This is a genomic window from Paenibacillus lacisediminis (assembly GCF_046567315.2).
On sequence record NZ_JBKIAX020000002.1, the window covers coordinates 263,247 to 289,439 of the forward strand.

Consider the following 26,193-nt stretch of genomic DNA (forward strand, 5'->3'; position numbering starts at 1 on the left):
GGATATGATATACCCCACACCATCAAGGACGTTTTATTATGTTACAAAAGTAACATGTGAACATCTTGTGTCACTTTTCATGTTACTCCTTTTTATCTTATAATGGAATTGCAATATAGTTATTAATAGTTATACCAAAAACACATAAGCACCTTTTCATCATATAGCTTGGTATAGTCCGATCACTTGTCCATCAACAGTCCGCGCCAACTTTTAAGCCCTGTTATTTTCTTCCCCAAAAAAGGAGGTTATCCCATGTTAGAAGAACTGCTTGTATTTACCACCGTCGTGGAGCAATCCAGTTTAAACAAAGCATCCAAGCTGCTCAATTTATCCCAGCCCGCGCTTTCCCGGAAAATCGCGAAATTGGAGGAAGAATGGGGCGTCTCGCTGTTTCACCGCAAAGGTAAACGCCTGGAATTGACCCGTGTCGGCCAAGAGGCTTATTTGTACGCCCTGGAGCAGCGGCAGCGCCATCAAAACTTTCTGCAGGCCGTTTCCCGTTTCAAAAAGGCGGAACGCACCGTTGTTACGCTGGGCGCCAGTCTGACGACCATCCAGACGACGCTGCCCCCGCTGGTCAAGGCGATGATGGACAAATTCCCGGACATAGAGCTGAAGCTCGTCACCGGCAAAACACATGAAATCGTCTCCCACGTCCGCGACAAAAAAGTGGACATCGGCGTCGTCGCCTCCTCGATCAGTGAAGCCGGATTAAAGTGCATACCGCTGTTTCAGGACCATCTGGAGCTTGTGGTCCCCAAGGGACATGAACTCGCGTCCCGGACCCAAGCCGGCCACCCCTCGATGGACGATTTGAACGGCCGGTCCATGATTATTTTTTCCAAAGGGACCTGGTACCGCCGGTTGATCGACGACCTGTTCGGGCGTTACGGCATCGTTCCCGATGTCCGGATGGAGATCGACTCCTTCGAGGCGATCGTCCGGCTGCTGCCGATCTGCAAAGCGGCTTCCCTGCTTCCCAGATCGTACCTGCGCAAGCCGCTGCTGCGGGACAACGGGCTGGTGTCTGTGCCGATCCCCGAGCTGGAGCAGACTCGCCGGGAAACCTGCTTGATCTACGGCGAGAAATCGGAGCTCACCAGCGAAACGAAGGAGTGGTTTACGCAAATTCGGGAAAGTCTGGTGGAGGAACTGTCGCTGTAATTTGGGCGGGCAATTAACAGGTTCGCAATATTTCCAATACCTCGCAACAAGGAAGGGCACTTCGCCGATAATATAAGTGCAGGTTATTTTTGAGAGGAGAACGCAGAATGAAAAGAAAGCTTTCAATGGGAATCATTGCAATCTTAGCACTGAATTTACTGCTTGGGGTCGTGGCGCCAGCACCAATGATTTACGCCGCCAGCAGCACTGACGGAATTCAGATTACGATGAATCCGCAAAATGGGGCCAGCAATGTTGACCCTGCCGTAACTAAATCTATTAAGCTGCAATTTGATCGAAAGGTACAGATCAATAAGGATTCGCTTAAAGTGTCCGAAAAAGGTAAGGAGCCCTTGTCCAATATCGAGATGGTCCTTAGTGATGGGAGCCCAGGGAAGGGTACGAATGAAATTACACTGGTGCTGCCGGAGTTAAAGTATAACACGACATACCTTGTACAAGCTGAAGAAGGTAATTTTGTGGATGGAGAGAATCGGAGTATAACCTCCCCCGCAATTCAGTATTCTTTCACAACAAAAGCCCAGCCAGATGCCAGCCATACTGGAGCAGCGGAAGAGGCATCGCCATTGCAAATGGTAGGTGGTATTGTTCCGTTTGGGGGAAGTAAGAAAATTCCAGTGGATACCGAGTTTAGGGTGACTTTTAATCGTAACATTAAGATTAACAACGAATCTGCCATTCTTTTGGTGAAAAAAGGAAATAATACGCAACTGAAACTGGCTGTTCAGGTTAGAGCATCCGGTTCAGGTTTGTTTATAAAGCCTGTTCATGAGTTGGATAAGGGCAGCGTGTATTATCTGAGCATTCATCCGGGTGCCGTAGCAGATGCTCAGACAGGAGATGTATATATGGTAAACAAGGAGAGCGCATACGAGACGGAGACGGAGACGGACAAGAATAGCAGCGAGGCTCCTGTCCTTCAAAGTGGAGAAATTACGAATAATACGATTATTTTAAAATATAGTAAGCCGCTTGGCACAAATAATAGCATCGCAACGACAAGCTTCAAGGTGTTGGTTAATCAGAGTGAGAGGGTAATTTCCAAAGTGTACTCTTCCGGAAGCTATCTGTATATCGAATTGGTGGCAGCTATTGAAGCAAGTGATTTGGTGGAGTTATCGTACACCCCAACAGCGAGTAACAAGCTAGTCCTTAGCTCTGGGCAGGTGCTTGCGGAAATCATCAGCTATAAGGTAAGTAATACTAGCAGTAAACCAACATTATCATTAATAGGTATAGAGGGCAGCGGGAACACAATTACCATTACTTATAATAAAACGCTAAAAAGCAAAAAATTAAAACCAAATCAATACAGTGTGCTTGTAAATAAGTCAGAGCTGCGGATCACCCGCGTAGAAATTGTGGGCAGTCAGGTTATTTTGACTTTGGCTTCATCTCTAGCGGAAGACGATAACGTTACCATTTCGTTTAACGAAGGTGCAGATTTAATCGAGGACTTAGACGGAATTTATGGGAACTATTTTATTGATTATGTTGTAAAAGGCAAGGCTAATACAGGATCAGAACCACAAGCTGTACAAGGCATGCCGTCATTTGTAACGGCGATTCCCAGCTCTAACTTTGGACTTGGCGGTTATCTGCTAAATCTAAGTACGGCTAAGTCATCAAGCAGTGTATCGGTTGGTGGGCAAAACATCTCAAGATATACCATCGGCATAACACAACTGCAAGAAGCAATTAAATTCTTAATCTCTATTAATACAAATACAAGTAAACGTGAGCCGTTAATTTTTGAGGTGCCAACGACTGAGAAAGCCGCTGAGTTGGCTATCCCGCTTGGCATTTTGTTCGAAGGTTATAATAGCGGTAAGCCTGTTTCATTTTCAATTAAATACAATGAGACGATGTATGAGCTGCCGATCGAGGAGATTCCGTTTGCGCAGATTGCTAAGTCCTTGAATACCGGGACACTAAGTGTCGATTCTTTAAATACGCTATACTTGATTATTCAGCTGGAAGTTGTTTCGCGTGACCAGATTTCCATACCGATGACTTTAAATGGAGTTAATGTTAACCAGTCAAGCGATCCTATACGTATTAGAATCATTGTAGTTTCTGAATCTGATGCATCTAATCTTAATGCGGCTACCCATTTGTTTAATATTTCTCATATAGGGAAGCTTTATTTGCGCATTACCGGCAGTAAGGTGACAGCTGCAAATGCGACGTTAGTGAAATACGATACAGTCAACAAGATGATCATTCCAATTCCATCTAAAATTTCTGGAAGCAACGGGACGCTGGTATTTAGTGGTAATCCTGGCGGTAATACAGCGAATAGCGGGGCTGGGGCATCCGGGACAGGATCAGCATCCGGGGCGGGATCAGGATCGTCCAATGCGGAGGCAGGGTCAGCAGCTTCAGGGGGCCTGATCGTTGGCCTAGCTTCAGGTGCTGCTAATTATGGGGACACCGCGAAACATTGGGCAAAAGCGGATATTGATGAGTTGACCGCAAAATTTGTGGTCAGTCCACGTAATAGCGAATCTAACGCATTTGAGCCCGACCGGAATATTACTCGTGCAGAGTTCGCAGAGTACATTGCCAAAGCACTGGGATTAGGCACAGATATAAAGGAAGCGCAGGTTTACCCTGATGTGAAGCTTGATACGCGTGGGGGCTACATAGGCGCTGCCAGCAAAGCCGGAATCATTACAGGATACCCGGACGGGAAATTCAGACCGGATCAGTATATTACCCGTGAGGAAATGGCCTTGATGATGGTGCGTGCCCTGAATTACGGCGAATATCAGCCAACCTTAAGCGGCACTCCGGCACAGGCTTTGGCGAAATTTAAGGATGCCTCCAAGATTCGTTATCAAGAAGCTGTAGCCAAAACAGTAAAGGCCGGCGTTATCCAGGGGGTGACAACAAACACCTTCCAGCCTCAAGGGAATGCAACACGCTCACAGGCTACGGTAATGATCAAGCGGGTGTTGGATAAGCTGAATTCGAATTAGCTGAATCTGACGAGCTAATGATAGAGCCTTCAGTTACATTATTGAAAACTAAAACCGCCACCCAAGCCTTACGGCTTTCCGGTGGCGGTTTCTTTGATTTCCAAACCGAGTTTTTTGGCGGCCCAGCCGGTGGTGCTGGCCTGAATGATGATCGTCAGTACAATCGCCATAAAAGCCAGCGCGGTAATCACGTTGGAATGGGCGATTCCCATCCCGGCGATCATGCCGGACAAGGCGGCCGGGATCACCCCGGTTTCGCGCACCCAGCACATAAACAGCAGTTCGCGCCACGTCCACTTCACCTTCCGGTCGGGCCAGGCGCACGCCAGCACCGACAACGGGCGGGCCACAAACATCAGGATCAGCACCGCCGCAAGACTTGGCCAGAACCATTGCCCGAGCATCGCAAAGTTCACCTGACTGCCCAGCAGCACAAAGATCAGCATGCGCATCATGACCGTCATATTTTCGGCGAAAGAGCTCATTTCCAAATGGCTTTCTTTCAAGGACAAGCCAAACGTTTCGGCATTACCCCAGATCACCCCGGCGACAAACGTAGCCATAAACCCGCTGACATGCAGCAAATCGGCGGTAAGGTACGAGGATAACGCGCAGACCGTCATAACGATCGTGGAATAGTTGCGAAAATAGCCGTGGCGGGCATGTCCCGCCAAATAAGTCAGTATGCCCGAGATGATAAGGCCAACAAGAATCCCGCCCAGTGCGGTTTTGACAAATTCCCAGGACATCGCGCCAAAATCCAGCGCCCCGCCGCCGGCAACCGCGGCCAGCAGCGAAAACGTTAAAATCGAGCCAGTAGCGTCGTTAAAGGCCGATTCGCTTTCTACCGTCTCGCGAACCCGCTCCTTGATTTTTACCTGTTTGAATACCGGAATAATCGAAGCCGGATCGGTGGAGGCAATAACCGCCGCGGCCAAAAAGGCAAACAGCCAATCGACGCCAAACAGGTAGTGGACACCAGCACCGACGACGATCGTCGAAATCAGCACGCCCGGCACGCTCAGCAGAGATAACGTAATCCATACGTTGCGAAGCCCGCTGAGCCGCAAATTCCGCCCGCCGTCAAACAAAATCAGCGCCGATCCCACCGTTAATATCAATTGATTGATCAGCGATCCGCTCGTTTCATGAATCAGTCTGAGCCCGGGACCCAGCAGCATGCCTACGGCGATGAACACCGCCACATCCGGCAGCCTCAGCCATGCCGCCAGCTTGCCCGCAACCACCCCAACGCTGATGACGAATAAAATTAAGATCAGAAAATGATGTATCGCTTCGGTTACAGCCGATTCCACACCCGCCACATCCCAACATCGAAAGTGAATCAACTCTTTTTATTATGATCCGATAATTATTCGTTAATGACTTCCTCGAACTCCTCAATATTTTTCTTCGATCCGATGATGACCATAATGTCCCCTTCCTGCAGCTGATCCATGGCGGTTGGCGCCACCAGAATGCTTCCGTCGCGATGAATGGCGACGACGCTGCAGCCAAAACGGGCGCGCGGGTTCAGCTCTCCCAAGTTTCTCCGATCCAGGCAAGCGGGAACATTCATTTCCACAATGCTGTATTCCTTGGACAATTCGATATAATCCAGCAGATTCGGAGTCACGAGCTGATGCGCCACGCGGACGCCCATATCCCGTTCCGGAAAAATAACGCGGTCTACGCCGAGCTTTTGCAGCGCGCGCCCGTGCAAGACGGAAATCGCCTTGGCGACCACTGTCTTGACCCCCACATCCTTCAATAAGATCGCCGCCAAAATGCTCATCTGAATATCGTCGCCAATCGCGACGATCCCGCAGTCGAAATTGCGGACGCCCAGCGATTTCAGCACTTCCTCGTCCGTGGCGTCCGCCACAACGGCGTGCGTAAGCTGGTCGCTCATTTCGTTTACCACCTCTTCGTCCCGGTCGATGCCCAGCACCTCATACCCGAGGTCCATCAACTCCAAGGCGAGGCTGGAGCCGAACCGGCCCAGTCCGATGATTACAAACTGCTGCATTTTCATGGTTAATCCTGAGTCCCCTTATCTTATCCTATAATCATTTTGCCTTCCGGATGGCGGTACAATTCCTTGCCTTTCTTCGGTCCAAGCGCATAGGCTAGCGTAAGCAGCCCGAGCCTACCGGCGAACATCGTAAAGCTGATGATGATTTTGCCGATCACCGTCAGCTTCCCGGTCAGCCCCATCGATAGACCGACGGTGCCAAACGCCGAGGTCGTCTCGAACAAAATGCTCAGAAAGCTGGCGTCCTCGGTCGTGGACAGCACCATGGCGACAGCTACCACCAGGAATAAAGCAAGCATCGTAATCGTAACCGCTTTAAAAATACGCTCCTGCGCCATCCGGTACCGGAACAGGACGAGGTCCGACCGACCGCGGATCATGGAGAACACAGCGCCGACGAGGATGGTGAACGTGGTCGTTTTAATCCCGCCGCCGGTTGAGCTGGGCGAAGCCCCGATGAACATCAGGATGATGATAAAAAATTGCGAGGCCTGCCGCAGCGCGCCGATGTCAAGCGTGTTGGCCCCCGCCGTCCGCGGCGTCACCGACTGAAACAGCGAGGCCCAAAATTTCCCGCCCCAACCGAGCGGCGCCAGGGTACGCGAATTGGTGAATTCGAATATAAATATAACCAGAGCCCCGACCACAATCAGCGCCGCCGTCATCGACAGCACCACCTTGGAATGCAGCGACAGCTTGCGGCGCCGCCGGAAATCCATGATGTCCGACATAACGATGAACCCGATACCCCCGGACACGATCAGAAACATCGCCACGAAGTTGACGATCGGATCCGCCACGTACATCGTCAAACTGCGGTATCCGCCAAACAGGTCAAAGCCGGCGTTGTTAAACATCGATACCGCATGAAAAACGCCGAAGTACAGCGCGCGTCCGAGCGGCATGTCAAACGCCCAGCGAATGGCGAACAGCAGCGCCGCGCAGGATTCGATGACCAGCGAATACATCAGCACCTTGCGGATCAGGCGGACGATGCCTTCCATCGTGTTTTGGTTCATCGCCTCCTGCAGGATCAGCCGGTCCTTCAGCGAAATTTTCCGTTTCAACACAAGTGAAAACAGAGTGGCCATGGTCATAAAACCAAGCCCGCCGACCTGAATCAGCAGCATGATTACAACTTGGCCAAACGTGGAAAAATAGGTCCCGGTGTCACGGACGACCAGTCCCGTCACACAAGTCGCCGAAGTAGCCGTAAACAGCGCATCGACGAACGGCAGCGTTTCCCCCGTCGTACTGGAAATCGGCAGCATCAGCAGCAGCGATCCCAGCAGAATGATGAGCGCAAATCCCAACACCAGAATTTGCGGCGGGGAAAAGCTGATTTTTTTGAAAAGCAATTCATTCACCCCATTGTTGTCGTAAAAGAACAAAAGAAAAAAGCACTGGAAATCCAATGCCTTTCGGTTTTTGGTTCCTGCTGCATGCGGCCTACGAGGTTAGCTGACGGATTCGGACATGCACAGTTGCCCTAATCGCCGGACTAGGCAGCCATGCGCCTGCTGCCCAAATCAAGCGAAATTCACCCCAAAAAAATCGGTTCCCCCGTTTTCGAAGTCGAAATTCGGCCCTATTTTTTTCAATTGTTTTCATTCATTTTCGTCAAATGGATTATAATCCTTATTTACTTTCACTACAAAGGCGTATTTTCATTAAAAACGGTGAAAAAGCGCTGGAAACGGGAAATCCCCGATCTTCTTCCCGTTCAATCTGAGCCATGCTAAGGCATAACGGGAATATTGCGTCTTTTCATCATTTTTGCCTGCAACTGGCGCTGGAAATCCCACTATGTTATCTTTACTGTGATGTAGTTGCCGTAAAATCATACCCGTGCACAAAAATTTTTAAAAAGGAGTTTTGTAATGTTTTCACCTATGAAACCGTCCAGCCGCAGGCTGAAGACAAAAACGCTTTGGCTAATGGCCCTGATCGGCTTGGTCGTCTTCTTCATCGTCCAGGTCTTTCCGTCCACGGCTTCCGACACGCTGCAGATGGAACAGTCGGATAACGTTATCACCAAAGCGCAGGCCAGAACGAAAGCGATCGATTTTGCCCAGTCGGAGCTGAACATCGATTTGTCCGGTCACCCCGAAAATGCGCTCGTTACATATGAATCGCGCTCCGATTTGTACGGTTATTTAACGAAGGCGGATTTGCTTGCCACGTACATGAAAACATATGATAAACAATTTCCGTACGACGTTTTTCGCGTCCGTTTTAATGAGCCAAATGATGTGCTGGGCGCTTTGACCGTGGACGTTCACATGACGACCGGCAAAGTCGTGAGTTTTGAGGAAATCGCTTCGTCGAGCAATGCGAACAAGCAGATGATGCTCAACTACGGTACCGAAACCAACGATTCGATGCGCGCCTGGGAAGGCGACTTGACGATGGAGGAGAAGGAGCGGCTCGCCGCACCGTATCTGTCGGCGTTTGGTTTTGATCCGTCCAAGCTCGAACTCGTGTCCGGCGAGGGCGATGTCGGCCTGCTCTATAACGTAAAGGGGGTTGAACTCGGAGAATCGCGGGCAGCGATCGATATCCGCTACGAATACGGCGCCGTGTCATCGCTCGAAAGCTATTTTACGGTTCCTAAGCCGCATGCCGATTACGTCGCCGGCCAGACGCGCCTCGCCAACTGGCTTACCTTTGCCGGATACGCCCTGTTCACGGTTGTGCTCGGTATTCTGGCCATCGTGTACAGCGCGCTGACGCGGGCGCACACCTCTTTTAAACGCGGGATTCTTCTGGCCTCTGCCTACTTCGTCTTGTCCGTCATCGGGACAGTCAACATGCTGCCGGTATTCGAAAAGGATGGGCTGGGTCCGATCGTGCTGGCGGTCGGGTTCGTGATTCAAGGGCTGGTCACCTTGATTCTTGCCGCTTCCGTATACTTCTCGCTCGTTGGTGGAGACGGACTGTGGCGGAAAAACGGCATCAATTTGTGGGCACGGTCCAGGGAGGAAGGGTACGGCCGCCACGTGCTGACCTCGGTAGCCGACGGCTACGCGTGGGCGTTGATTTTGCTCGGGGTGCAGTCGGTCGTATTCTTCATCCTGGAAAGAACGATTCATACGTGGTCGACAACCGATGCGACACAATCGCCATACAACATGGTCTACCCGATCCTGTTCCCGCTGCTCGCCTGGGTGGCCGGGATCGGCGAAGAAGCCGTCTACCGGTTGTTCGGCATTCCTATGCTGAAAAAGATGTTCCGCAGCACGTTTGTCGCCAGTTTGCTGACGACCTTGATCTGGGCTTTCGGCCATACGCTGTATCCGATCTATCCGGTCATTTCGCGGCCGATCGAACTGACCTTTATCGGGCTGCTGTTCAGCTTCATTTTCCTGCGTTACGGCTTTGCGACCGTCGTTTTCGCGCATGTGATCTTTGACAGCATCCTTATGGCTTTGAGCCTGATGTTTATGGGCGGAGCGCTGAATATCGCCGCCGGCCTGTTCTATATCGCCCTGCCGGCGATCGTCGCTTACGTGATCTATCTGTTCAACCCGCCGGGCAAAGAGCGCCCGGGCTCTTCGCCGCTGCAACCACAGCAGCCGCAGCCCCCGCAGTTGTTGCAGCAGTCGTAGCCTCCAGCCGCTGCAACCCCCGCGCTGCTGCTGCAGTCGTATCCTCCAGCCGCTGCAACCTTCGCGTTGCTGCTGCAGTCGTAGCCTCCAGCCGCTGCAACCCTCCGCGCTGCTGCTGCAGTCGTAGCCTCCAGCCGCTGCAACCTCCGCAGCTGCTGCAGCAATCGTAGCCTCCAGCCGCTGCAACCTCCGCGTTGCTGCTGCTGTCGTAGCGGCTAGTGGGGAGGGTAGACGCCACAGAACACAAAAAACCGCCGGAGCCATTCGCTTCGACGGTTTTTTTGTGTGCAAACTTGTGTTTTAAGTGCCTGCCGCTACTTCCGAAAAATAGCGGTAATTTTCGGCGTTATTTTGAAACATTCCCGCTCCTGCACAAAATAGCGGAACTTTTTGTCCCTATCCGCGGGTCAAGCTTGGTAAAAGCACCTTTTTGCCCTCACCTTTCCAAAATAACGGTAAAAAATTCCTCTATTCCAGCTTAACTCCCTTTTTTGCCGAAAATAAGAACATTTTTTACCGTTATTTCCGCGGCCATCGCATCGCCGACGGCCTCACGAAAACGCTGGCCGCGTGCTCCCGCTCCTATCGATAATGGGAAGCCATGGCTCCGAAACTAGCCGTAGTTTACAACTCCTCCGGCACTTCCTCGTCCCGCAGGGCGTTGATAATTTGGCGGGCAAGCTTGTCGCCGATCGAAAGAGGCCGGAAGTCTTCGACTGAGGCCTCTTTGATTTTTTTCAGCGAGCCGAAATGCTTGAGCAGTGCCTTACGGCGCTTCTCCCCGATCCCGGGGATCGCGTCGAGCCGCGAAACGACCATCGACTTGCCGCGCTGCTCGCGGTGGAATGTGATGGCGAAGCGGTGCACCTCGTCCTGGATCCGCTGCAGCAGGTAGAACTCCTGGCTGTCGCGCGGCAGATGAATCGGCTCTGGCGGGTCGAAGGCCATCAGCTGCGCCGTTTTATGCTTGGCGTCCTTAACGAGGCCGCACACCGGGATATAAAGGCCCAGCTCGTTTTCCAGTACGTCGGTCGCGGCGGATATCTGCCCCTTGCCCCCGTCGACCACGATCACGTCGGGAAGCGGCAGATTCTCTTTCAGCACCCGTTCGTATCTGCGGCGGATGACCTCGCGCATCGTTTCGTAATCGTCCGGCCCCTGTACGGTCCGCACCTTGTATTTGCGGTACTCCTTTTTGGCCGGCTTGCCGTCGATGAATACGACCATCGCCGATACCGGGTTCGTCCCCTGGATGTTGGAGTTGTCGAACGCTTCGATGCGCGCTGCCTTCTCCAGGCCGATCGCTTGCGCAAGGTTTTCCGCCGCCTTCGAGGTCCGCTCCTCATCCCGTTCGATCAGGCGGAATTTCTCGTCAAGCGATACGCGCGCGTTCTCCACGGCCATCGTTATCATCTGCTTCTTCAGGCCGCGCTGCGGCACGAGCGTCTTGACGCCGAGCCATTCCTGCAGCGCCGCCGCGCCGGAGGCCGAGTCCAGCGCCGCCGGCTGGTCCGCGGGCTGGTCTTCCGAGCCGTCCTCACCATGCAGCGTTGGTACCGGGTCAGCCTCGCCTTCCCATTGCAAGGCTTCCCCCGCTTGGGCGCCCGGCGCCGGCAGCAGACCGTCCGCGCCTTCCGTTGCCGGAGCCAGCCCCGCCTGTTCATCCAGTACCGACATCGCACCGTCCGCGCCTTCCTGCCCAGCCGCGGCCCCCGGCCCCAAGCCTGCTCCAGCTTCTTCCTGGCCCGCAGCCTCGCCCTCAACCGGCTCAGCACCGGGCTGCGGATCACCCTCAGCCCCAGCAGTCTCGCCCTCTGCGTCCTCCTTCATCTCCGGCAGCAAAATCTCCTGCGGCAAGGCCGGATTTTCACTGTAATACTGCGTGACGAACGATAGAAAATCCCCGTAAGCATCGCCGTAAAACGGGAACACCGACGCATGCCGCTCGATCATTTTCCCCTGCCGCATGTACAGGATCTGCACGCACATCCAGCCTTTGTCCACGGCAAAGCCAAACACGTCGCGGTCCTTGGCGTCCTTCATCGTGATCTTCTGCTTCTCCATCAGCGCGTCGATATTGATGATCTGGTCGCGCAGCTCCTTGGCCCGCTCGAATTGCAGTTCCTCAGCCGCCTCGTGCATTTTGCGCTCCAGCTCTTTTTTGATCTCCTCATGCCCGCCGCTGAGAAACGACGTTATTTCCTGGGTCATATCATCATAGGTCGATTGCTGCACCTCCTGCACGCATGGCGCCAGGCATTGCCCCATATGGTAGTATAGGCACACCTCTTTGGGCATCACGTTGCACTTGCGCAGCGGATACATCCGGTCAAGCAGCTTTTTTGTTTGCTGGGCCGCATACGCATTCGGGTACGGGCCAAAATATTTCGCTTTATCTTTAAGCACCCGCCGAGTCACCTCGAGCCGGGGATGCGGTTCATTCGTAATTTTGATATAAGGGAAGGTCTTGTCATCCTTCAAAAGCACGTTAAAACGCGGATGATGCTGCTTAATCAGGTTGCACTCCAAAATGAGCGCTTCCATGTTGCTTCCGGTTACGATATATTCGAAATCGCGGATTTCCGAGACCAGCCGCTGCGTTTTCCCGTCATGGCTGCCGGTAAAATAAGAACGGACCCGGTTTTTCAGCACTTTGGCTTTGCCGACATAGATGATTTTGCCGTCTTTGTTTTTCATCAAATAACAGCCCGGTAAATCCGGCAGCAACGCCAGCTTGTGACGAATTGCTTCCAAGGCCTTCTCCTGCTCCTGCATTTCGTTAACAAATGAATCCACGCCCTTCGTCCTCCTCCCGCATAAAATATAAAAAGCACCCGCACCGCCTAAAGCACGTACGCCGCTTACACAGAAAACGCCCCCGGACAAAACCGGAGGCGTAATCCAAGGCGCAAAGCAAGAAACCCTATCGCCTTATCCCTGTCTTATTGATGCTTGGCGATCAGGTTTTTCAGCGTGTCTTTCGAGTTCAACCCGACGATTTTGTCGACCGGTTGACCGTCTTTGAACAGGATCAGGGTAGGAATACTCATTACGCCAAAACGGGAAGCCGTTTCCGGATTGTCATCCACGTTGAGCTTGGCGATTTTCACCGCATCTCCCACTTCTGCCGACAGCTCTTCCAAAATCGGAGCGATCATTTTGCAGGGGCCGCACCAGGGAGCCCAAAAATCAACAAGAACCGGACCTTGCCCTTCAATTTCGCTATTGAAAGACTGATCGGATACATTAACAATGGCCATGATATTCTCCTCCTTATAGGTTTGCTTGGGAGCGCATCAATACCTGCTGCCGCAGCCCAGCAATTGGATTGAATGTGAAAATGATGCAGACCGCTCGCCGGTAAAACATTCCATGAAGAACATTTTCGGGGAGCCTGCCCAGATGAGCAACGACTGCCGAACCAATTATACCACATCCCACTAAAAAAAAGAAAGTGCTCGGCCCCTCCCTTCTTCTTTACAAAGTGAAAAGCGATTGGTTATACTAAGAATAACCTGAAAATGAATTGTCTATGACAAATGTAATTGACGATACGATAATTTCGCGAGGAGGCCCCATCGCTATGGATGCAAACACGCATGCGAACGATCCCCGGCAGCATATTAACGAAGAACCCCGCAACGACCTGTTCGATCTGATGAACGGTTTCTTCGGCATGCTGACGTTAATGATCGTGATCTTTTTCGGGATGGTTATCATTAAATTTATTGCCGGTTAATTGAAGCGCCTACATACCTCCGGCATTGACACTGCAACGGCATGGCAGCAAAAAACCGGGCTTCCTTCGGGAAGTCCGGTTTTTTGCTGATTTTTGGGAAGGTACCGGCCCCTGGCGGAAATAGCGGTAATTTATGTCGTTATTTCTCCGGTGCTGCCCCTCGCTTATAAAATAGCGGAACTTTTGGTCCCTATTTTCTTATTGGGCTTGAAAAAAACGCCCTTCTCCTCCCATCCGGCAAAAATAGAGTAAAAAAATTCCGCTATTTTATGCCAAGCCCCACCTTGGCGAAAATAGCGGAATTTTTTACCGTTATTTCCGCAGCCTCAGCAACGTGGGCCGCGCGCCCACAGCGGCGGCACGTCAAGTGCACTTGACGGATGAAAGCCCCCCAGTCGTTTTATGGCGCGTGCGGTGCTTAGCCGCAGATATCCGGTCCCGGGGCCGACTAGGCTGCTTTCATCGATGCGGCCAAAATGGCCGTTCACCTCATGTTCTGCCACAAGCCGCAGACGTTCACCTCACGTTCGGCTCCAAGCCGCAGCCGTTTAATCCGCGGCCCCTGCCAAGCTTCCCGTCAAGACCGCCCGCGCTTATTCGTCCCGCGAACCTGGACGGTCTCCACAAACGGCGCGATCCGGTCCATCAGCCGCTGGCCTTTATGAGCCTCTTCCCCGTCCTTGCTCGTGAAGCTCAAATGCTTCTCCAGCGCGTTCAGCGAATAATTCGACGTGTAGAAGGTCGGCTTGCGGTTCATCCGGTAGTTCAAAATCGAACCCAAGACATGGTCGCGCACCCAAGGGTTCAAATTTTCCGCCCCGATATCGTCAAAAATGAGCAGGTCCACCTGCTTCATCATCTCCACCGTGTCGCGCAGCTTGTCGCTGTCCTGCAGCATCGACTTCAGCTCTTCCACAAATTCGGGCATGTAAACGATCGCCCCGGAATGCCCCTCTTTGGCGAGCTCATGCAGAAGGTAGCACATCAGGAACGTTTTGCCCGTGCCAAAATGCCCTTCAAGGTACAGCCCGCTAGGCTTCAGGCCTTGTTCCTTAACCTCGTTGATGTATCGGAACACTTGGGCCACAGCCGGCGCCCGCGTGCTGTCCTTCGACATAATCTCCACTTCGCTGTAGCCTTCCTCCAACGCCCGTTCATCCACATAAAAGCTGTGAATCCGTTTCTTCACGGATACTTCCCGCTCATACTGCAACTGCTTGCCGCAGGGAACCTGCAGATCCATCAGCTCCGGCTTGCCGCCCAACTGCTCCACCGTCAGCTTCGTATAATGCCCGGCAAAATCGTTCGGGCAGTTCTCGAGCCCAGGGCAGTTTTCGCAGTGCCGGCGGTCGTTCACATACTGATACAGCTTGGCCATGCCGCGCATCAGCTGCTCCTGTTCAAGCTCCGGATGGCTGCTGCGCAGCTCCCAGACCAGCGGATCGTTCATGAGTCTCGCGGCCAGTTCCTCCGAACGCTGCCTTAGCTGCGAGCTTTTCATTTGCGACAGCAGTTCCCCAAGTGTTTCCATGTCGCATTCACCTTCCCCGGCCCCCATGGCCCGTTATCATTCATATCCCTTTTTGCTTTTTGGCCTGCATTTGCTCCGCCATCTTGATCAGTTCGGCAAATTCCTCTTCCGACAGAGCCTGATCATCCCCCGACTGCTGCACGATCGGAATCTCCGGCTTCGGCTTCGCGCCCCGGTTTCCGTAGGTTCTTCCCCGCTTGGCGCCGCCGGCTGCCGCCGCATTCCCGGCCGTTTTGTCCTTGACCTTGGCCTGGTCCCTAATGTATTGAACCGCCTTCTCATAGGTGTCAACCTGCTTCAACAGCATGTTCGCCGCGATCGCATCGATGAAATTGCGGTTGATCCGTTGCTCCCCGCCTGAGGTTAACAGCGACATCAAATAATGGATAAGTACGTTGATCACTTCACCGGGCAGCTTGTAATTCAGGTCGACTTTTTCAAAAATATCAAGCAGGTTGTCCGGCACCGTCCCCGGAAAAAACGTCTTCAGCAGCCGGGTATACGGCTCGTTCCGCAGCATCATATTGTACTGATGAATATCGCATTTGCTCTGAAATTGCGGCGGCACGTCCACATAATACTCCATCTGCACCGCCACCTCTTCCGGATGGATCGCGGAAGGGGCCTCTTTCTGCCCCTCGCCGCGCAGCGCGACGATTTTCCCATATGCGACTTCGCGTTCCTCCTTGCGCCGTTTTCCCTGCCGGAACTGCAGGTTCGCCTTATGCTGGAGCTCGTCCAGCAGGATGACGCCGCCCGGATCAAACACCCCGTCCTCATCCAGCAACCGGCATAGATCCTGAACGCTCAAATCGTATTTGCGGGCCACATAATTGACCACGCCCATCCCTTCCGGATCGAAGCGCAACGCCTCCACAAACGGGCGGTTGCGCGCTTCCCGCGGGAAGCGGAGAATGATGTCCGCGTAATTGATCGACTCTTCCTCCGATCCCAGCAGCACGCCCGGCTGCCGGGCGATTGACGTCTCGGCGATCGCCTGCTCCAGTTCGTAATCGATCGAGTGCGTATTGAGCTCAAAAATATCGTAAAACGGCACGGAAATATTCTCTTTGTTATAAGTTAAGCCGGCCCAAGCGTCCGGTTCATTGCTGAACAGCTGTTCCCGCAGCGCCAGCACCGCAAACTTGCCGATCTTGTCGCGCAGCAGCAGGGTCAAATGCTGGGTCCTGAAAAACTCTGCAGGCGACAGCGGCGCCTGCAGCTCATATTCGTACATATAATCATCGCTGTCCGGTACATATAGGCGGCTGGTCTGCAGCAAGCCGACGGCCTCCAGCTTGGAAGCCTGCTCGATCAGGAACTTCCTCCCCTTCTCACTCGGGTCCACTCCCAGCGTCAGAAACAGCTTCCGCTGCTGCTCGACCGGGGAATAACCGACCTGCTCCAGCGGAACCTGCTCCGCCAGCAGCCGATACAAGGCCACGGCAAACGCCCCAACCATCGGCTGGTAGATCATACCCAGCATTTTGCCGTCCACCGGGCTGAGACTGAAGTCGCGGTATACGCAATAACGGTGATTTTCGGTAAAATGCAGCATGTTGTTCATGCGCACGGCTTCATCGCTCCTTCCCTCTCACGCGCAAATAGACTTTCTCTATTTTAGCATAAAAGACTTCGTCCTGAATCGCCTTTGGCATACAAAAATCGCCGTTTTCCCCCTTGCACCGCGCTGGCGCCGCATTTTACGCCCCTTTTTGCCTCCGAAGAAAAATCACCTAAAAAAAAGAACCGTCCCACTCCGCGCGCGGGGACGATTCTCCAGCTTCCTTTTCCAGCTATTTATGATATAAATGCCGTTGTGCATAATTTGATTGTTCCCCCGACAAAAAGCGCCGAACCTCCTCGATGGATATCCCCGCTTCCTTGGCCATGGCGAGCAGAAGCACCCATTCAGGGTCGATTTCCCCGGGGTACCGATCATGAACAATAACCTGGGCGGACTTTTTCAACAACAATCCCCTCCTAAGATCATTATTTGGGCTTGTCCCCGGGCAGACCAGCCGGCCTAGTGTCTCAACCTTGGATCTGAGACTTTGTGCCCCTGCTTTTCGGGCAGGTATCCCCTTTACTGGTGCCACAGTTTGCTAATGGATAACGGGCTTTCAGCCAGAAAGCTTCCTTGGTTCTTATTATAATGTCCCCGATATGAAAAGTATGTCGCACCGCGTAGGCCAAGCAAGCGGATTTCACGGAAAAGGTTAGCTTTTTGGGCTCTACAAATTACATTTATCGACATTTGAAGCGGAAAATGTTGAAGAAAGTCGCAAAACAAGATTTTGTTCTTAAAAAAGAACGTAATTTATAAATAACAAACGTAAACGGGCAAAATACCAAGAGAATTCAAGATATTTGTTCTTTATTAAGAATTTTTGAATCAATTCCCTATTTTCCTTTCTTTTGGAATTGATGTATATTCAAGCCAAGGAATTCGTTCTTAATAATGAACAATACAACGAACGAATTGAATCCCGCATAGAAAGGAGAGACCTTTTCTGCGAAGATCCCGAACTGACGCGATCCGCAAACGGCGCCAAAAACGCAAGAAACAAAATATGGTTAAATCGCTGCGATCCGGATTGATCCTTTCTACCTTGTTATTGTGGACCTCCCAGCAAGTCGGCACGACCTTCGGGGAATACACCAGCGTAAGCGAGGATAATTCGGAAATTAAGGCTTGCCGGGTATTTCCCAGCCAAATCGAAAGCCAACTTTCGCTGTTGGCCGAACACCTCGAACGGGCCGTTTCATTAAAAGGAAGATTGGTGAGCGTTACCGTGATCCCTGCTGCCTATGATCCATCCGCTACCGACTCGGTTTATGCCGGCGGCGATTCGTCCGGTAGCGAAATCGAAAGCGGATTCGAGGCCAGCAGCCGGTTGGAGGCGGCCGCGGATGGCCTGGCGGAACGAATCGGCGAATTGAACGCCATGATTCAGCAGTTGGAGCAGCAAAAGGCCTTGAATCAGTCCATTTGGCAGGAACTGCAGCAGGAAATTGCCGCCGCCTCCGTGCCGATTCATGAACTGCTAACCTCGCTGAACGAGTTGGAGCCGAATTGCGCCGAACTGTCGCAAACGACACTGCTGGACCGGATCACCGGCCTTTTGGATCAGCACGGATTGCACTCCGGTCCGCTAGGCGGGACGCTGCAAGAGATCCTGAACTACTTGCGTTCCGTTCATCAATTAGGTTTGACGGCGTCTGACGGCGTTGAAGCCGATAGCGACGCAGCTGTTGCCTTCGCCCAACCTTTCCATGGCCGGACCATCGATGGGGATCTCATGGGAGAAGAGTTGCTCGCTTACTTTGAAAGCGTGCAGGCCTCCCTGCAGTCGGCCATAGACGGTCTGACCACCGACATCTCCAGTCTGGAGGAGCAGAGAGCGCAGCTGTTGGCAGAGGCGGAAGAACAGCGTTTGGCGGAAATCGAACGGCTGAAGCAGCTGCAGGAAGAGCAGGCCAAACAAGAAGAGCAAGCCGGAGAGGAAGATCCGGTCGCACCGGACGAGACCGAGAACCCAAGCGATGGCACAACGCCTCCGCCGGGAGACGAACAACCGGCAACGGATGAAACGCCTGGCGGTGGGCAGTCCCCGACGGCTGGCGAGACGGACAACGGGGATGTACAGACCCCTGTGGATGGCGACGACGGCGGCGATTCGGCGGACGAAAACGAAGATGAACATGAGGATGAGGATAAGCAAAGCCAGGCGGATTCCGCCGATGCCGATGCCGCCCCCTCTTCCGCAAATGATTCGGAAGGCGGTGAATGAGTTATGCGGATTCGAAAATGGTTGGGAAATGCGCTGACGATTCTGATGGTGGCTGCTTTTATAACCGTGGCCGGCTCCGTCGTCATGTCGAAAATGTCCGGCAGCGGACCGAGTTTCTACGGTTATCAGTTGAAAACCGTGTTGTCCGGCTCGATGGAGCCCTCCATACCTACCGGTTCCATCGTGGCCATTAAGCCCGGAGGCGACATGACCCGATTTGCCGCCGGTGATGTCATCACCTTCCGGGCGGACGAAGAGAAGCTGATTACCCACCGCATCGTCGAAGTAATCAGCAATGAGCAAACCGGCCAACTCCTTTACCGGACCAAGGGGGACAACAACGATGCCGCCGATCTGGAGCCGGTTGATCCGGCCAATATCACCGGCGTTTACACCGGCTTTACCGTCCCTTACGCAGGATATGTTCTCAACTTCGCCGGGACGAAATTGGGGAACGTCACGCTGTTGATTATCCCGGGGGTCCTTTTGTTCCTATATGCCTTAGCGTCCTTATGGAAAGTCATTTCCGCGCTGGAAGACAAGAAACCGGACCCAAACGCATCCCAACCGGACACCAAGGCTCCATGAGGCATTTAAATCGCTTGTTTCTAACTTTCGGTTGTTCTCCTTATGACTTCATAAGGGTGCAATAATAAAAAATTAATTAAAATTAGGGAGGAATTGGGTATGGGTATCAAAAAGACATTGGGTTTTGGAGTAGCTACCGCAGCGCTTGGATTGACTTTGATCGGTGGAGGCACGTTCGCTTACTTTAGCGATTCCATTGAAACGACCGGCACGTTCGCCGCAGGCACCCTGGATCTCAACGCCGATCCGACAGCGATCATTGACGTGGGCAATCTCAAACCGGGGGATTTCGCAACCCGTACGTTCAAACTGATAAACGACGGTACGCTCGACATCTCCAAGGTACTGCTGAAAACGAGCTATACGGTTACGAATAAGCCGGGAGCCCCTGAAAACGTGGATGACTTCGGCAAACATATCATCGTTAGATTTTTAACGAACCTCGACAAAAAGGACATCGTCATTTACGAAACTACGCTATATGATCTGCAAAAACTAGCCCCTGACGCCGTGGAAAACAAATGGGTAGGCTGGTTCGAAGAGCACGGGGGCCTGAAAGCCGGCGATACCGACGACCTGATCGTCAAATTTGAATTCAAGGATAACGGTCAGGATCAAAACGAATTCCAAGGTGACGCTTTGAACCTGAAATGGACATTCGAAGCGAAGCAAGGCGCAGGAGAAGCCAAATAATTCAGCCGTCAAATCAAAGCAGAACACCTTGCCCCATTCCTCGGGTTAAGGTGTTCTTTTCTTCACGAAAATTCCGACTATACGCCTTTGTCCTATCACGTATATTTTGATATAATGGCATCAAATTATTCTGATAGAAGGGCGATCGCTACATGGCAGAACGTATTGGCGAGCGCATCCAGAAAATCCGCCAGGACCGGGGATATTCCTTGTCCGAGCTTGCGGATAAAGCGGATGTGGCAAAATCCTACCTGAGCAATGTTGAACGAAATATTCAATCGAATCCTTCCATTTCCTTCATCGAGAAAATTGCCGACGCTTTAAACGTCTCGATCAACCTGCTCTTGTACGGCGACCGCCCTGCGGAAGACTTGCTTGACCCGGAATGGTGGGAGCTGGTGCAGGAAGCGATGGCTTCTGGCGTCAGCAAAAAGGAGTTCAAGGACTTCCTCGAATACCAGAAGTGGAAACTGGGTCAAAAGGAATAACGGCCAGCGCAAAAAAACCTCACCGCCGGCGAGGTCCTTTGCCTGCGCAATCCCATATGTTGGATGCGCGGGGGGAATGGGTATGGGGTTTCACCCTATATCCATTCCCCTCTTCGGTTTTACTCCGAGAACCCTTCCCTTCTTTCATCAGCAGAAGCACCGAGGATTTCGGCTCTTTCTAAACTTTGGACGCTGCTCTAAGGGACTCCAGCGACCTTATCCGTCCATTTCCCGAGTATTTCCCAGCCTAACGGACCCACATGACGCTATTTGGCTCAAACCCAGTTCATCCGGGCCGATTTTAGGTAAATAAGGTCATCTGTGTCCGTTACATTTTGCAAACCTCCGTTTTTCCGCAAATAACGGCTCTGGTGTCCCTTAGCCTCCAGATCCCTCTTCCCCTCTCTACCTGCGCATCATCCGCTTTACTTTTAAGGAAGCCCGACCGCGTTTAGAGGTAGTTTTTCTTCGCCTTAAAACATTTTGTATCCAGCCTGCCGCAGCTTGCGGATCGTCCATCCGCTTAAGATGGCTCCGCCCAGCCCGGCCAGCGCCGTCAGATAATCGACCAGCCGAAACGATGCCAAATACACGCCAAAGCTTTTATCATGGTTCCACAAGGTATAAACGACGATCGGCAAAATGACCAAAATGAAAATGTATGCGGGAAACCACGTCGTTTTCATCAACATGTTCAGTATGAAACCGATGCCAAACATCATGACGAAAAACAAAACCATCAGAATTAACACGATGAGCCAGCCCATCGTTCTCCCACCTTTCTAAGAGGTAGTTCAAAACGCGAACCATAAAATAAATCACACGAATTCAAGCTAGTAGTTAGTTTACTAGAAAAAATGTAACGAAGCAATGAACTTTGCATGAAATATTGGTGAATCGGTTTGCCCCGTCCGCCTACCATGCGATACAATAAGAGCAACGCAATTTCCTATACATGGATAATGGTTAGATATTGATCTAGGAGTGATTATAAATGAACGAAGCGGCATTAACCCTGGACGGTTGGTATGCCCTCCACGATTTTCGCACAATCAACTGGAAAGCCTGGAAAGCGGCGGACGACGAAGAACGCGCCGGCGCCCTGGAGGAGCTGCACCACTTCCTGCAGGAATGGAACGACATGGAGCAAAATAAAACGGGCAGCACCGCGGTCTACTCGATCGTCGGCCAAAAAGCGGACATCGTGTTTATGCATCTCCGGGAAACGATGGAGGAGCTGAACGCGCTGGAAACGGCCTTCAACAAAACGACCTTCGCGGAATATACGACCAAGGCTTATTCCTACGTCAGCGTTGTCGAGCTCAGCAACTATTTGGGCTCCGGCGATGGCGACCCTAAAGCCAACCCGGAAGTGATGGCCCGTCTGCAGCCGATTTTGCCTAAAGCAAAACACCTGTGCTTCTACCCGATGAACAAAAAGCGCGACCTCAGCGACAACTGGTACATGCTGTCAATGGAGGAGCGCCGCGCCATGATGCGCAGCCACGGCATGATCGGGCGAGGCTACGCCGGCAAAGTGAAGCAGATCATCACCGGCTCCGTCGGCTTTGATGATTGGGAATGGGGCGTCACCTTGTTCTCCGATGACCCGCTGCAATTCAAAAAGCTGGTGTACGAAATGCGCTTCGACGAAGTGAGCGCACGGTTCGGCGAATTCGGCAGCTTTTACGTTGGCAATCTGCTGAACTCGGAGCTGCTCGACGAAATGTTGAAGCTGTAGCTGTAACAAGCAAATAAGGGATATGAGGCTTCGCGGACGCTTTCGCTGTCCTGCCCCATATCCCTTTTTCTTTGTTCAACGTCGTACTGCTCCCCTATCACACTCCACTACCACCACGAACCGCAAAAGTGCAGTCTATTTCCGCCAAACTCCCCCAAAATAGCCGCTCAAATGCAAAAGTGCAGTTTGTCTTCGCTCATACAGCCATATTTTTACAATTTCGTTCTTTTCAACTGCACTTTTGCAGCCCGTTGCCTCAAAAAGGGAAAATTCGGCCCAATAAGATGTACTTTTGCACTTCGTTCAAACAAAAAGGGCCCACATAAAAAGATACGGACGAAAAAAAGGGCGCGCCCCTTTAACATCACGGGCACACCCTTCTTTTACACCCTTCTTTTACTCGTCCTCTTCCCCGGATCTCAGCGATTCGAGGAATTCTGCCGTCGCCCGGTCGCGGTCCCGGCTTTTCTCCCTCAGCCGCTCGATCGCCGGAAGGATCAGAATATCGACTTCCTTCTGGATCGTATATGACAAATCGTAACGCTGCTGCGACTCGAGGAAGGACCCGACTTCCATCAGCGCATTGTACCGGTCCAGTTCCTCCCGGGTCAACAGTCCGCGCACCTGAACGCTGCAGTGGCGCATTTTAGAAAAATCTGCCTTTTCTCAGCACGAGCGGAATGCCGCCGATAATAAACAGGTAGCGCATATCCACCAATTTTTTAATCTGGGCCGCCACCCAGCCTTTATAGGTCTTGCCGAAAGCCGAAGCAATCGCTTCGCCTTTGCCGAGGGAAGCTACCGTTCCTTTATGGCTGAATACGAACTTTTTCATTTCCTTGCTGCGGATCGAAGCTACGACGTTTTGCGCGCAGGTAACGCCCTGCTGCATGGCGATTTGCGCCGTCGGAGGATACGGCCGGCCTTCCGGATTAAATACCAGCGAATTATCGCCGATAATATAAATGTTGTCATGTCCCGGCGCCCGCAAATACTCATCGACTTTCACCCGCCCGCGAGCTGTTTCGAAGCCTGCCGCTTCGATCAGCCGGTTGCCGCGGATCCCGCCGGTCCAAACCACCGTGGCCGATTTGATTTCTTCACCCGTAGCCAAAACCACGCCATCCTGCGTGCATTCCTTGATCGCCACGCCGATTTTGAACTGGACACCCTTCTTGCGGAGCACTTCCATCGCGTATTCAACCAGTTCGGGATCAAAGCCTGGCAGCGCCGTCGGAGCCGCCTCCACGTTGTAGACATTGACCAGGTTAGGATCAACGTCGTACTCTTTGCATAGCTGCGGGATGCGGTCGGCCAGCTCGGCCACGAATTCGATGCCGCTGAACCCGGCCCCGCCCACCACGAAATTCAAACGATCGGTGCGGGTTTCATCCAATTTGTACAGCGCAAACTGATATTCGATATGCTGCCGGATCAAGCGCACGGAGTTGATGCTGCGGATCGTCATCGCGTATTCCGTCAGCCCGGGAATGCCAAACGATTCCGGTTCGCCGCCCAGCGCAATAATAAGGTAATCGTATGACAACGTGCCGTCCTGAAGCACGACTTTCTTATCGGCCAGGCGGATTTCCTGAACATTGGATTTCACCAAATCGATTTTGAATTCATCGATCAGCTTGGAAATCGCTACGCGGGTATGATCGATCGAATCGGTTCCCGCCGCAGGCATATGCAGATGGGTCGTAAAATAATGATAATCGTGACGGTTCACCAGGGTAACGTCCGCTTCGTTGTAGTTCAATTCCTTTTGCAGACGTTGCGCGGTCAAAATCCCGCCATACCCCGCCCCAAGAATCACGATCTTCGGTATGGTACTCATGAACTTGTTCTCCTTCCAAATGTAAACACTCTATATTTATTTATTACCCCATTTATGTTTATGTGAAAATTCACACATAAGAAAAGCTTCTATCGACTTTATATCAATGGAGCAGTATTTTTCATAAATGTACTTTTTTCGTCACATATAAATGTACATACATTTGAATAATATCGACTTTTACATAAAAGATCAAGTCTTAATTTGCCCGCCATTCCGGGACTTTCCACCTTTTTCTTGACGTTTTTCCGCCTGACCGGCCTTTCCTTTGCAAGTCGAAGCGGGGCGTTTATAATAAAGTAGAAATGACATTTATAAAAGAGAAACCATCTGGAGGTGTTTGGCCCGTGTCATCCCAAAGCAATAGCGGTGAATTTACCGATCTGCTGATTATCGGCGGCGGCCCGGCAGGTATGTTTGCCGCCTTTTACGGAGGAATGAGAAAGGCTTCCGTCAAACTTATCGAAAGTATGCCTCAACTGGGGGGACAGGTTGCTGCCCTTTACCCTGAGAAATATATTTATGATATCGCCGGTTTTCCCAAGATCACCGGTCAGGAGCTCATCAACAACCTGAACGAGCAGCTCAAGCTGTTTCAGCCGGACATCCGGCTGGAGGAAAAAGTGCTGCAAATCGAGAAAAAGGACGAACGCCATTTTGTCGTAACGACCGATAAAGACGTGCATCAGGCACGCGCCATCATTATTACCGCAGGTGTTGGCGCCTTCGAACCACGCCGGCTGGAACTCGAAAACGCCGAAGCGTTCGAGAAAACGAACCTTCATTATTTCGTCAGCGACATGAACCGGTTCCGCGGCAAAAAAGTGCTGATCAGCGGCGGCGGCGACTCCGCCGTAGACTGGGCGCTCATGCTTGAACCGATCGCCGAGCAAGTGACGCTCATTCACCGCCGGGACAAATTCCGCGCCCATGAACACAGCGTGGAGCAACTAATGAACTCCCGTGTGCAAGTGATCACGCCGACGGAAATCACCGCGCTGCACGGCGAAGAGCGCATCGAACGCGTCACCATCGCCGACGTCAAAACAAAAGAACCGCGGGAAATCGCCGTTGACGACGTCATCGTCAATTTCGGCTTCGTTTCCTCGCTTGGTCCGATCGCCGAGTGGGGGCTCGACATCGAAACCAACGCGATCATCGTCGATTCGCGCATGGAAAGCTCGATTCCCGGTATTTTTGCTGCCGGAGACATTACGACATATCCCGGCAAACTTGATCTGATCGCCGTTGGCTTCGGCGAAGCGCCAACTGCGGTTAATAATGCCAAGGTGTATATCGACCCGGACGCCAAACTGTCTCCGGGCCACAGCAGCAACATGAAATTGTAATCCGTACATGAGATTGCAAACAAAAGGGTATCTTACCTATACGGAATATTCTGCCGTAAAGGAGAGATACCCTTTGCCTTATATATGCCCGTTATGCAATGGCCTGGCGTCACTAACCGCCACCTGCCCCGATTGCGGACACGTACTGGAGAACGCCGGAAGGAAAGAAGATTACGTCGGGCCCTACAGCCCTTACGGTTCGGCGGATCAATACACTTCCGCGATTTCCGCGAGCATTCCGTCCGGCTGCGAACATGTTGTCCAATGTCCGCATTGTCATGAAGCCTATATTTATCATGTGAACGCTTGGCAAGCGCCATAAGAGTTGTGGATAACTTAATATACATCCAACCTGTGGATAAGATTGTCCCATTTTAATGTACAACGGACGACACGGTCAGCTCCAATTCGCGTTTGTGGATTTCTGCTAACAGCAATGCGATAAACTCCCGATCCAATTGCAACTCCGTTGCTTTTTGATAGGATTCCAGGAGCAGCTCATCCGTTAACAGCGCCATTAGTCACACATCCTTTCTATATTTTTCCTAATCATAACAGGAAAAGTTTAGTAGAACAAGTGTTCCTGTTATCCACAAACGCTTGTGGAAATCCTGTGAA

23 protein-coding genes and 1 riboswitch are annotated in these 26,193 nt (G+C 52.1%); of the genes, 11 read left to right on the forward strand and 12 right to left on the reverse strand.

All coding sequences use genetic code 11. The features are described from left to right. Positions 1-255 precede the first annotated feature (255 nt). Both ACLD72_RS04540 and ACLD72_RS04545 read left to right on the forward strand, forming a co-directional pair. Positions 256-1,167, forward strand: a complete 912-nt coding sequence (locus ACLD72_RS04540; protein ID WP_410996512.1) for a LysR family transcriptional regulator — start codon at positions 256-258, stop codon at positions 1,165-1,167. 107 nt (positions 1,168-1,274) lie between these two features. Beyond that, positions 1,275-4,169 carry an S-layer homology domain-containing protein gene (locus tag ACLD72_RS04545; protein ID WP_410996202.1) on the forward strand — a complete coding sequence of 965 codons (2,895 nt, stop codon included), beginning with the start codon at positions 1,275-1,277 and terminating at the stop codon, positions 4,167-4,169. A 68-nt stretch (positions 4,170-4,237) separates the two neighbouring features. On the opposite strand, the gene ACLD72_RS04550 is transcribed toward ACLD72_RS04545, so the two are convergent. Genes ACLD72_RS04550 through ACLD72_RS04560 form a run of 3 tightly spaced genes read right to left on the reverse strand, consistent with a single transcriptional unit; the run spans position 4,238 to position 7,571 of the window. Further along, a complete protein-coding gene (locus tag ACLD72_RS04550) occupies positions 4,238-5,485 on the reverse strand; it encodes a cation:proton antiporter (protein WP_410996204.1) in 1,248 nt (415 codons plus the stop codon). 56 nt (positions 5,486-5,541) lie between these two features. Further along, a complete protein-coding gene (locus tag ACLD72_RS04555) occupies positions 5,542-6,204 on the reverse strand; it encodes a potassium channel family protein (protein WP_410996206.1) in 663 nt (220 codons plus the stop codon). Positions 6,205-6,227: 23 nt separating this feature from the next. Further along, entirely contained in the window at positions 6,228-7,571 is a 1,344-nt protein-coding gene (locus ACLD72_RS04560) for a TrkH family potassium uptake protein (RefSeq protein WP_410996208.1), read from the reverse strand. Between the two features lie 64 nt (positions 7,572-7,635). After that, positions 7,636-7,802, reverse strand: a riboswitch (cyclic di-AMP (ydaO/yuaA leader). 282 nt (positions 7,803-8,084) lie between these two features. Between ACLD72_RS04560 and ACLD72_RS04565 the strand changes: the two genes are divergently transcribed. Further along, on the forward strand, positions 8,085-9,812 hold the full coding sequence (locus ACLD72_RS04565) for a CPBP family intramembrane glutamic endopeptidase (protein WP_410996210.1): 1,728 nt from the start codon (positions 8,085-8,087) through the stop codon (positions 9,810-9,812). A 624-nt stretch (positions 9,813-10,436) separates the two neighbouring features. Here ACLD72_RS04565 and uvrC read toward each other — a convergent pair. Together uvrC and trxA are read right to left on the reverse strand one after the other, a co-directional pair. Then, positions 10,437-12,587 carry an excinuclease ABC subunit UvrC gene (gene uvrC, locus ACLD72_RS04570; RefSeq protein WP_410996514.1) on the reverse strand — a complete coding sequence of 717 codons (2,151 nt, stop codon included), beginning with the start codon at positions 12,585-12,587 and terminating at the stop codon, positions 10,437-10,439. A 167-nt stretch (positions 12,588-12,754) separates the two neighbouring features. Beyond that, entirely contained in the window at positions 12,755-13,072 is a 318-nt protein-coding gene (gene trxA, locus ACLD72_RS04575; RefSeq protein ID WP_128629680.1) for a thioredoxin, read from the reverse strand. Positions 13,073-13,395: 323 nt separating this feature from the next. On the opposite strand from trxA, the gene ACLD72_RS04580 reads away from it, so the two are divergent. Further along, on the forward strand, positions 13,396-13,551 hold the full coding sequence (locus ACLD72_RS04580; protein WP_115311354.1) for a YqzM family protein: 156 nt from the start codon (positions 13,396-13,398) through the stop codon (positions 13,549-13,551). A gap of 577 nt (positions 13,552-14,128) precedes the next feature. Here the strand turns inward: ACLD72_RS04580 and dnaI are convergent. From dnaI to ACLD72_RS04595, 3 genes are all read right to left on the reverse strand, one after another. Beyond that, the gene (gene dnaI / locus ACLD72_RS04585) at positions 14,129-15,082 is read right to left on the reverse strand and encodes a primosomal protein DnaI (protein ID WP_410996214.1); all 954 of its coding nucleotides are present in this window, start codon (positions 15,080-15,082) and stop codon (positions 14,129-14,131) included. A gap of 40 nt (positions 15,083-15,122) precedes the next feature. Next, positions 15,123-16,655 carry a helicase DnaB gene (locus ACLD72_RS04590; RefSeq protein WP_410996216.1) on the reverse strand — a complete coding sequence of 511 codons (1,533 nt, stop codon included), beginning with the start codon at positions 16,653-16,655 and terminating at the stop codon, positions 15,123-15,125. A 223-nt stretch (positions 16,656-16,878) separates the two neighbouring features. Then, the gene (locus tag ACLD72_RS04595; RefSeq protein ID WP_251591328.1) at positions 16,879-17,055 is read right to left on the reverse strand and encodes an anti-repressor SinI family protein; all 177 of its coding nucleotides are present in this window, start codon (positions 17,053-17,055) and stop codon (positions 16,879-16,881) included. A 600-nt stretch (positions 17,056-17,655) separates the two neighbouring features. On the opposite strand from ACLD72_RS04595, the gene ACLD72_RS04600 reads away from it, so the two are divergent. The 4 genes from ACLD72_RS04600 to ACLD72_RS04615 all read left to right on the forward strand — a co-directional run bounded on the left by ACLD72_RS04600 (position 17,656) and on the right by ACLD72_RS04615 (position 20,645). Continuing rightward, positions 17,656-18,876, forward strand: coding sequence for a hypothetical protein (locus ACLD72_RS04600; protein WP_410996218.1), 1,221 nt, complete (start codon positions 17,656-17,658; stop codon positions 18,874-18,876). A gap of 3 nt (positions 18,877-18,879) precedes the next feature. Further along, the gene (gene sipW / locus ACLD72_RS04605; RefSeq protein WP_410996220.1) at positions 18,880-19,464 is read left to right on the forward strand and encodes a signal peptidase I SipW; all 585 of its coding nucleotides are present in this window, start codon (positions 18,880-18,882) and stop codon (positions 19,462-19,464) included. A gap of 99 nt (positions 19,465-19,563) precedes the next feature. Beyond that, complete coding sequence (locus ACLD72_RS04610) at positions 19,564-20,157, forward strand: TasA family protein (protein WP_410996222.1); 594 nt, start codon at positions 19,564-19,566, stop codon at positions 20,155-20,157. Positions 20,158-20,309: 152 nt separating this feature from the next. Next, positions 20,310-20,645, forward strand: a complete 336-nt coding sequence (locus ACLD72_RS04615) for a helix-turn-helix domain-containing protein (protein WP_251591333.1) — start codon at positions 20,310-20,312, stop codon at positions 20,643-20,645. Positions 20,646-21,118: 473 nt separating this feature from the next. On the opposite strand, the gene ACLD72_RS04620 is transcribed toward ACLD72_RS04615, so the two are convergent. Then, entirely contained in the window at positions 21,119-21,412 is a 294-nt protein-coding gene (locus tag ACLD72_RS04620; RefSeq protein WP_036620114.1) for a YuiB family protein, read from the reverse strand. Between the two features lie 227 nt (positions 21,413-21,639). On the opposite strand from ACLD72_RS04620, the gene hemQ reads away from it, so the two are divergent. Further along, a complete protein-coding gene (gene hemQ, locus ACLD72_RS04625; RefSeq protein WP_251591335.1) occupies positions 21,640-22,386 on the forward strand; it encodes a hydrogen peroxide-dependent heme synthase in 747 nt (248 codons plus the stop codon). Between the two features lie 396 nt (positions 22,387-22,782). Here the strand turns inward: hemQ and ACLD72_RS04630 are convergent, their stop codons facing one another. Both ACLD72_RS04630 and ACLD72_RS04635 read right to left on the reverse strand, forming a co-directional pair. Next, a complete protein-coding gene (locus tag ACLD72_RS04630; RefSeq protein WP_410996225.1) occupies positions 22,783-23,031 on the reverse strand; it encodes a hypothetical protein in 249 nt (82 codons plus the stop codon). A 1-nt stretch (position 23,032) separates the two neighbouring features. Further along, positions 23,033-24,226: an NAD(P)/FAD-dependent oxidoreductase gene (locus ACLD72_RS04635; protein ID WP_410996227.1), complete on the reverse strand. Its 1,194-nt coding sequence runs from the start codon at positions 24,224-24,226 to the stop codon at positions 23,033-23,035. A 347-nt stretch (positions 24,227-24,573) separates the two neighbouring features. On the opposite strand from ACLD72_RS04635, the gene ACLD72_RS04640 reads away from it, so the two are divergent. Together ACLD72_RS04640 and ACLD72_RS04645 are read left to right on the forward strand one after the other, a co-directional pair. Continuing rightward, positions 24,574-25,575: an NAD(P)/FAD-dependent oxidoreductase gene (locus tag ACLD72_RS04640; protein ID WP_410996229.1), complete on the forward strand. Its 1,002-nt coding sequence runs from the start codon at positions 24,574-24,576 to the stop codon at positions 25,573-25,575. Positions 25,576-25,648: 73 nt separating this feature from the next. Then, positions 25,649-25,897 (forward strand): hypothetical protein, encoded by a 249-nt coding sequence (locus ACLD72_RS04645; protein WP_410996231.1) that lies wholly within the window; start codon positions 25,649-25,651, stop codon positions 25,895-25,897. Between the two features lie 52 nt (positions 25,898-25,949). Here ACLD72_RS04645 and sda read toward each other — a convergent pair whose 3' ends face one another. After that, entirely contained in the window at positions 25,950-26,093 is a 144-nt protein-coding gene (gene sda, locus ACLD72_RS04650; RefSeq protein ID WP_128629692.1) for a sporulation histidine kinase inhibitor Sda, read from the reverse strand. Positions 26,094-26,193: the final 100 nt, after the last annotated feature.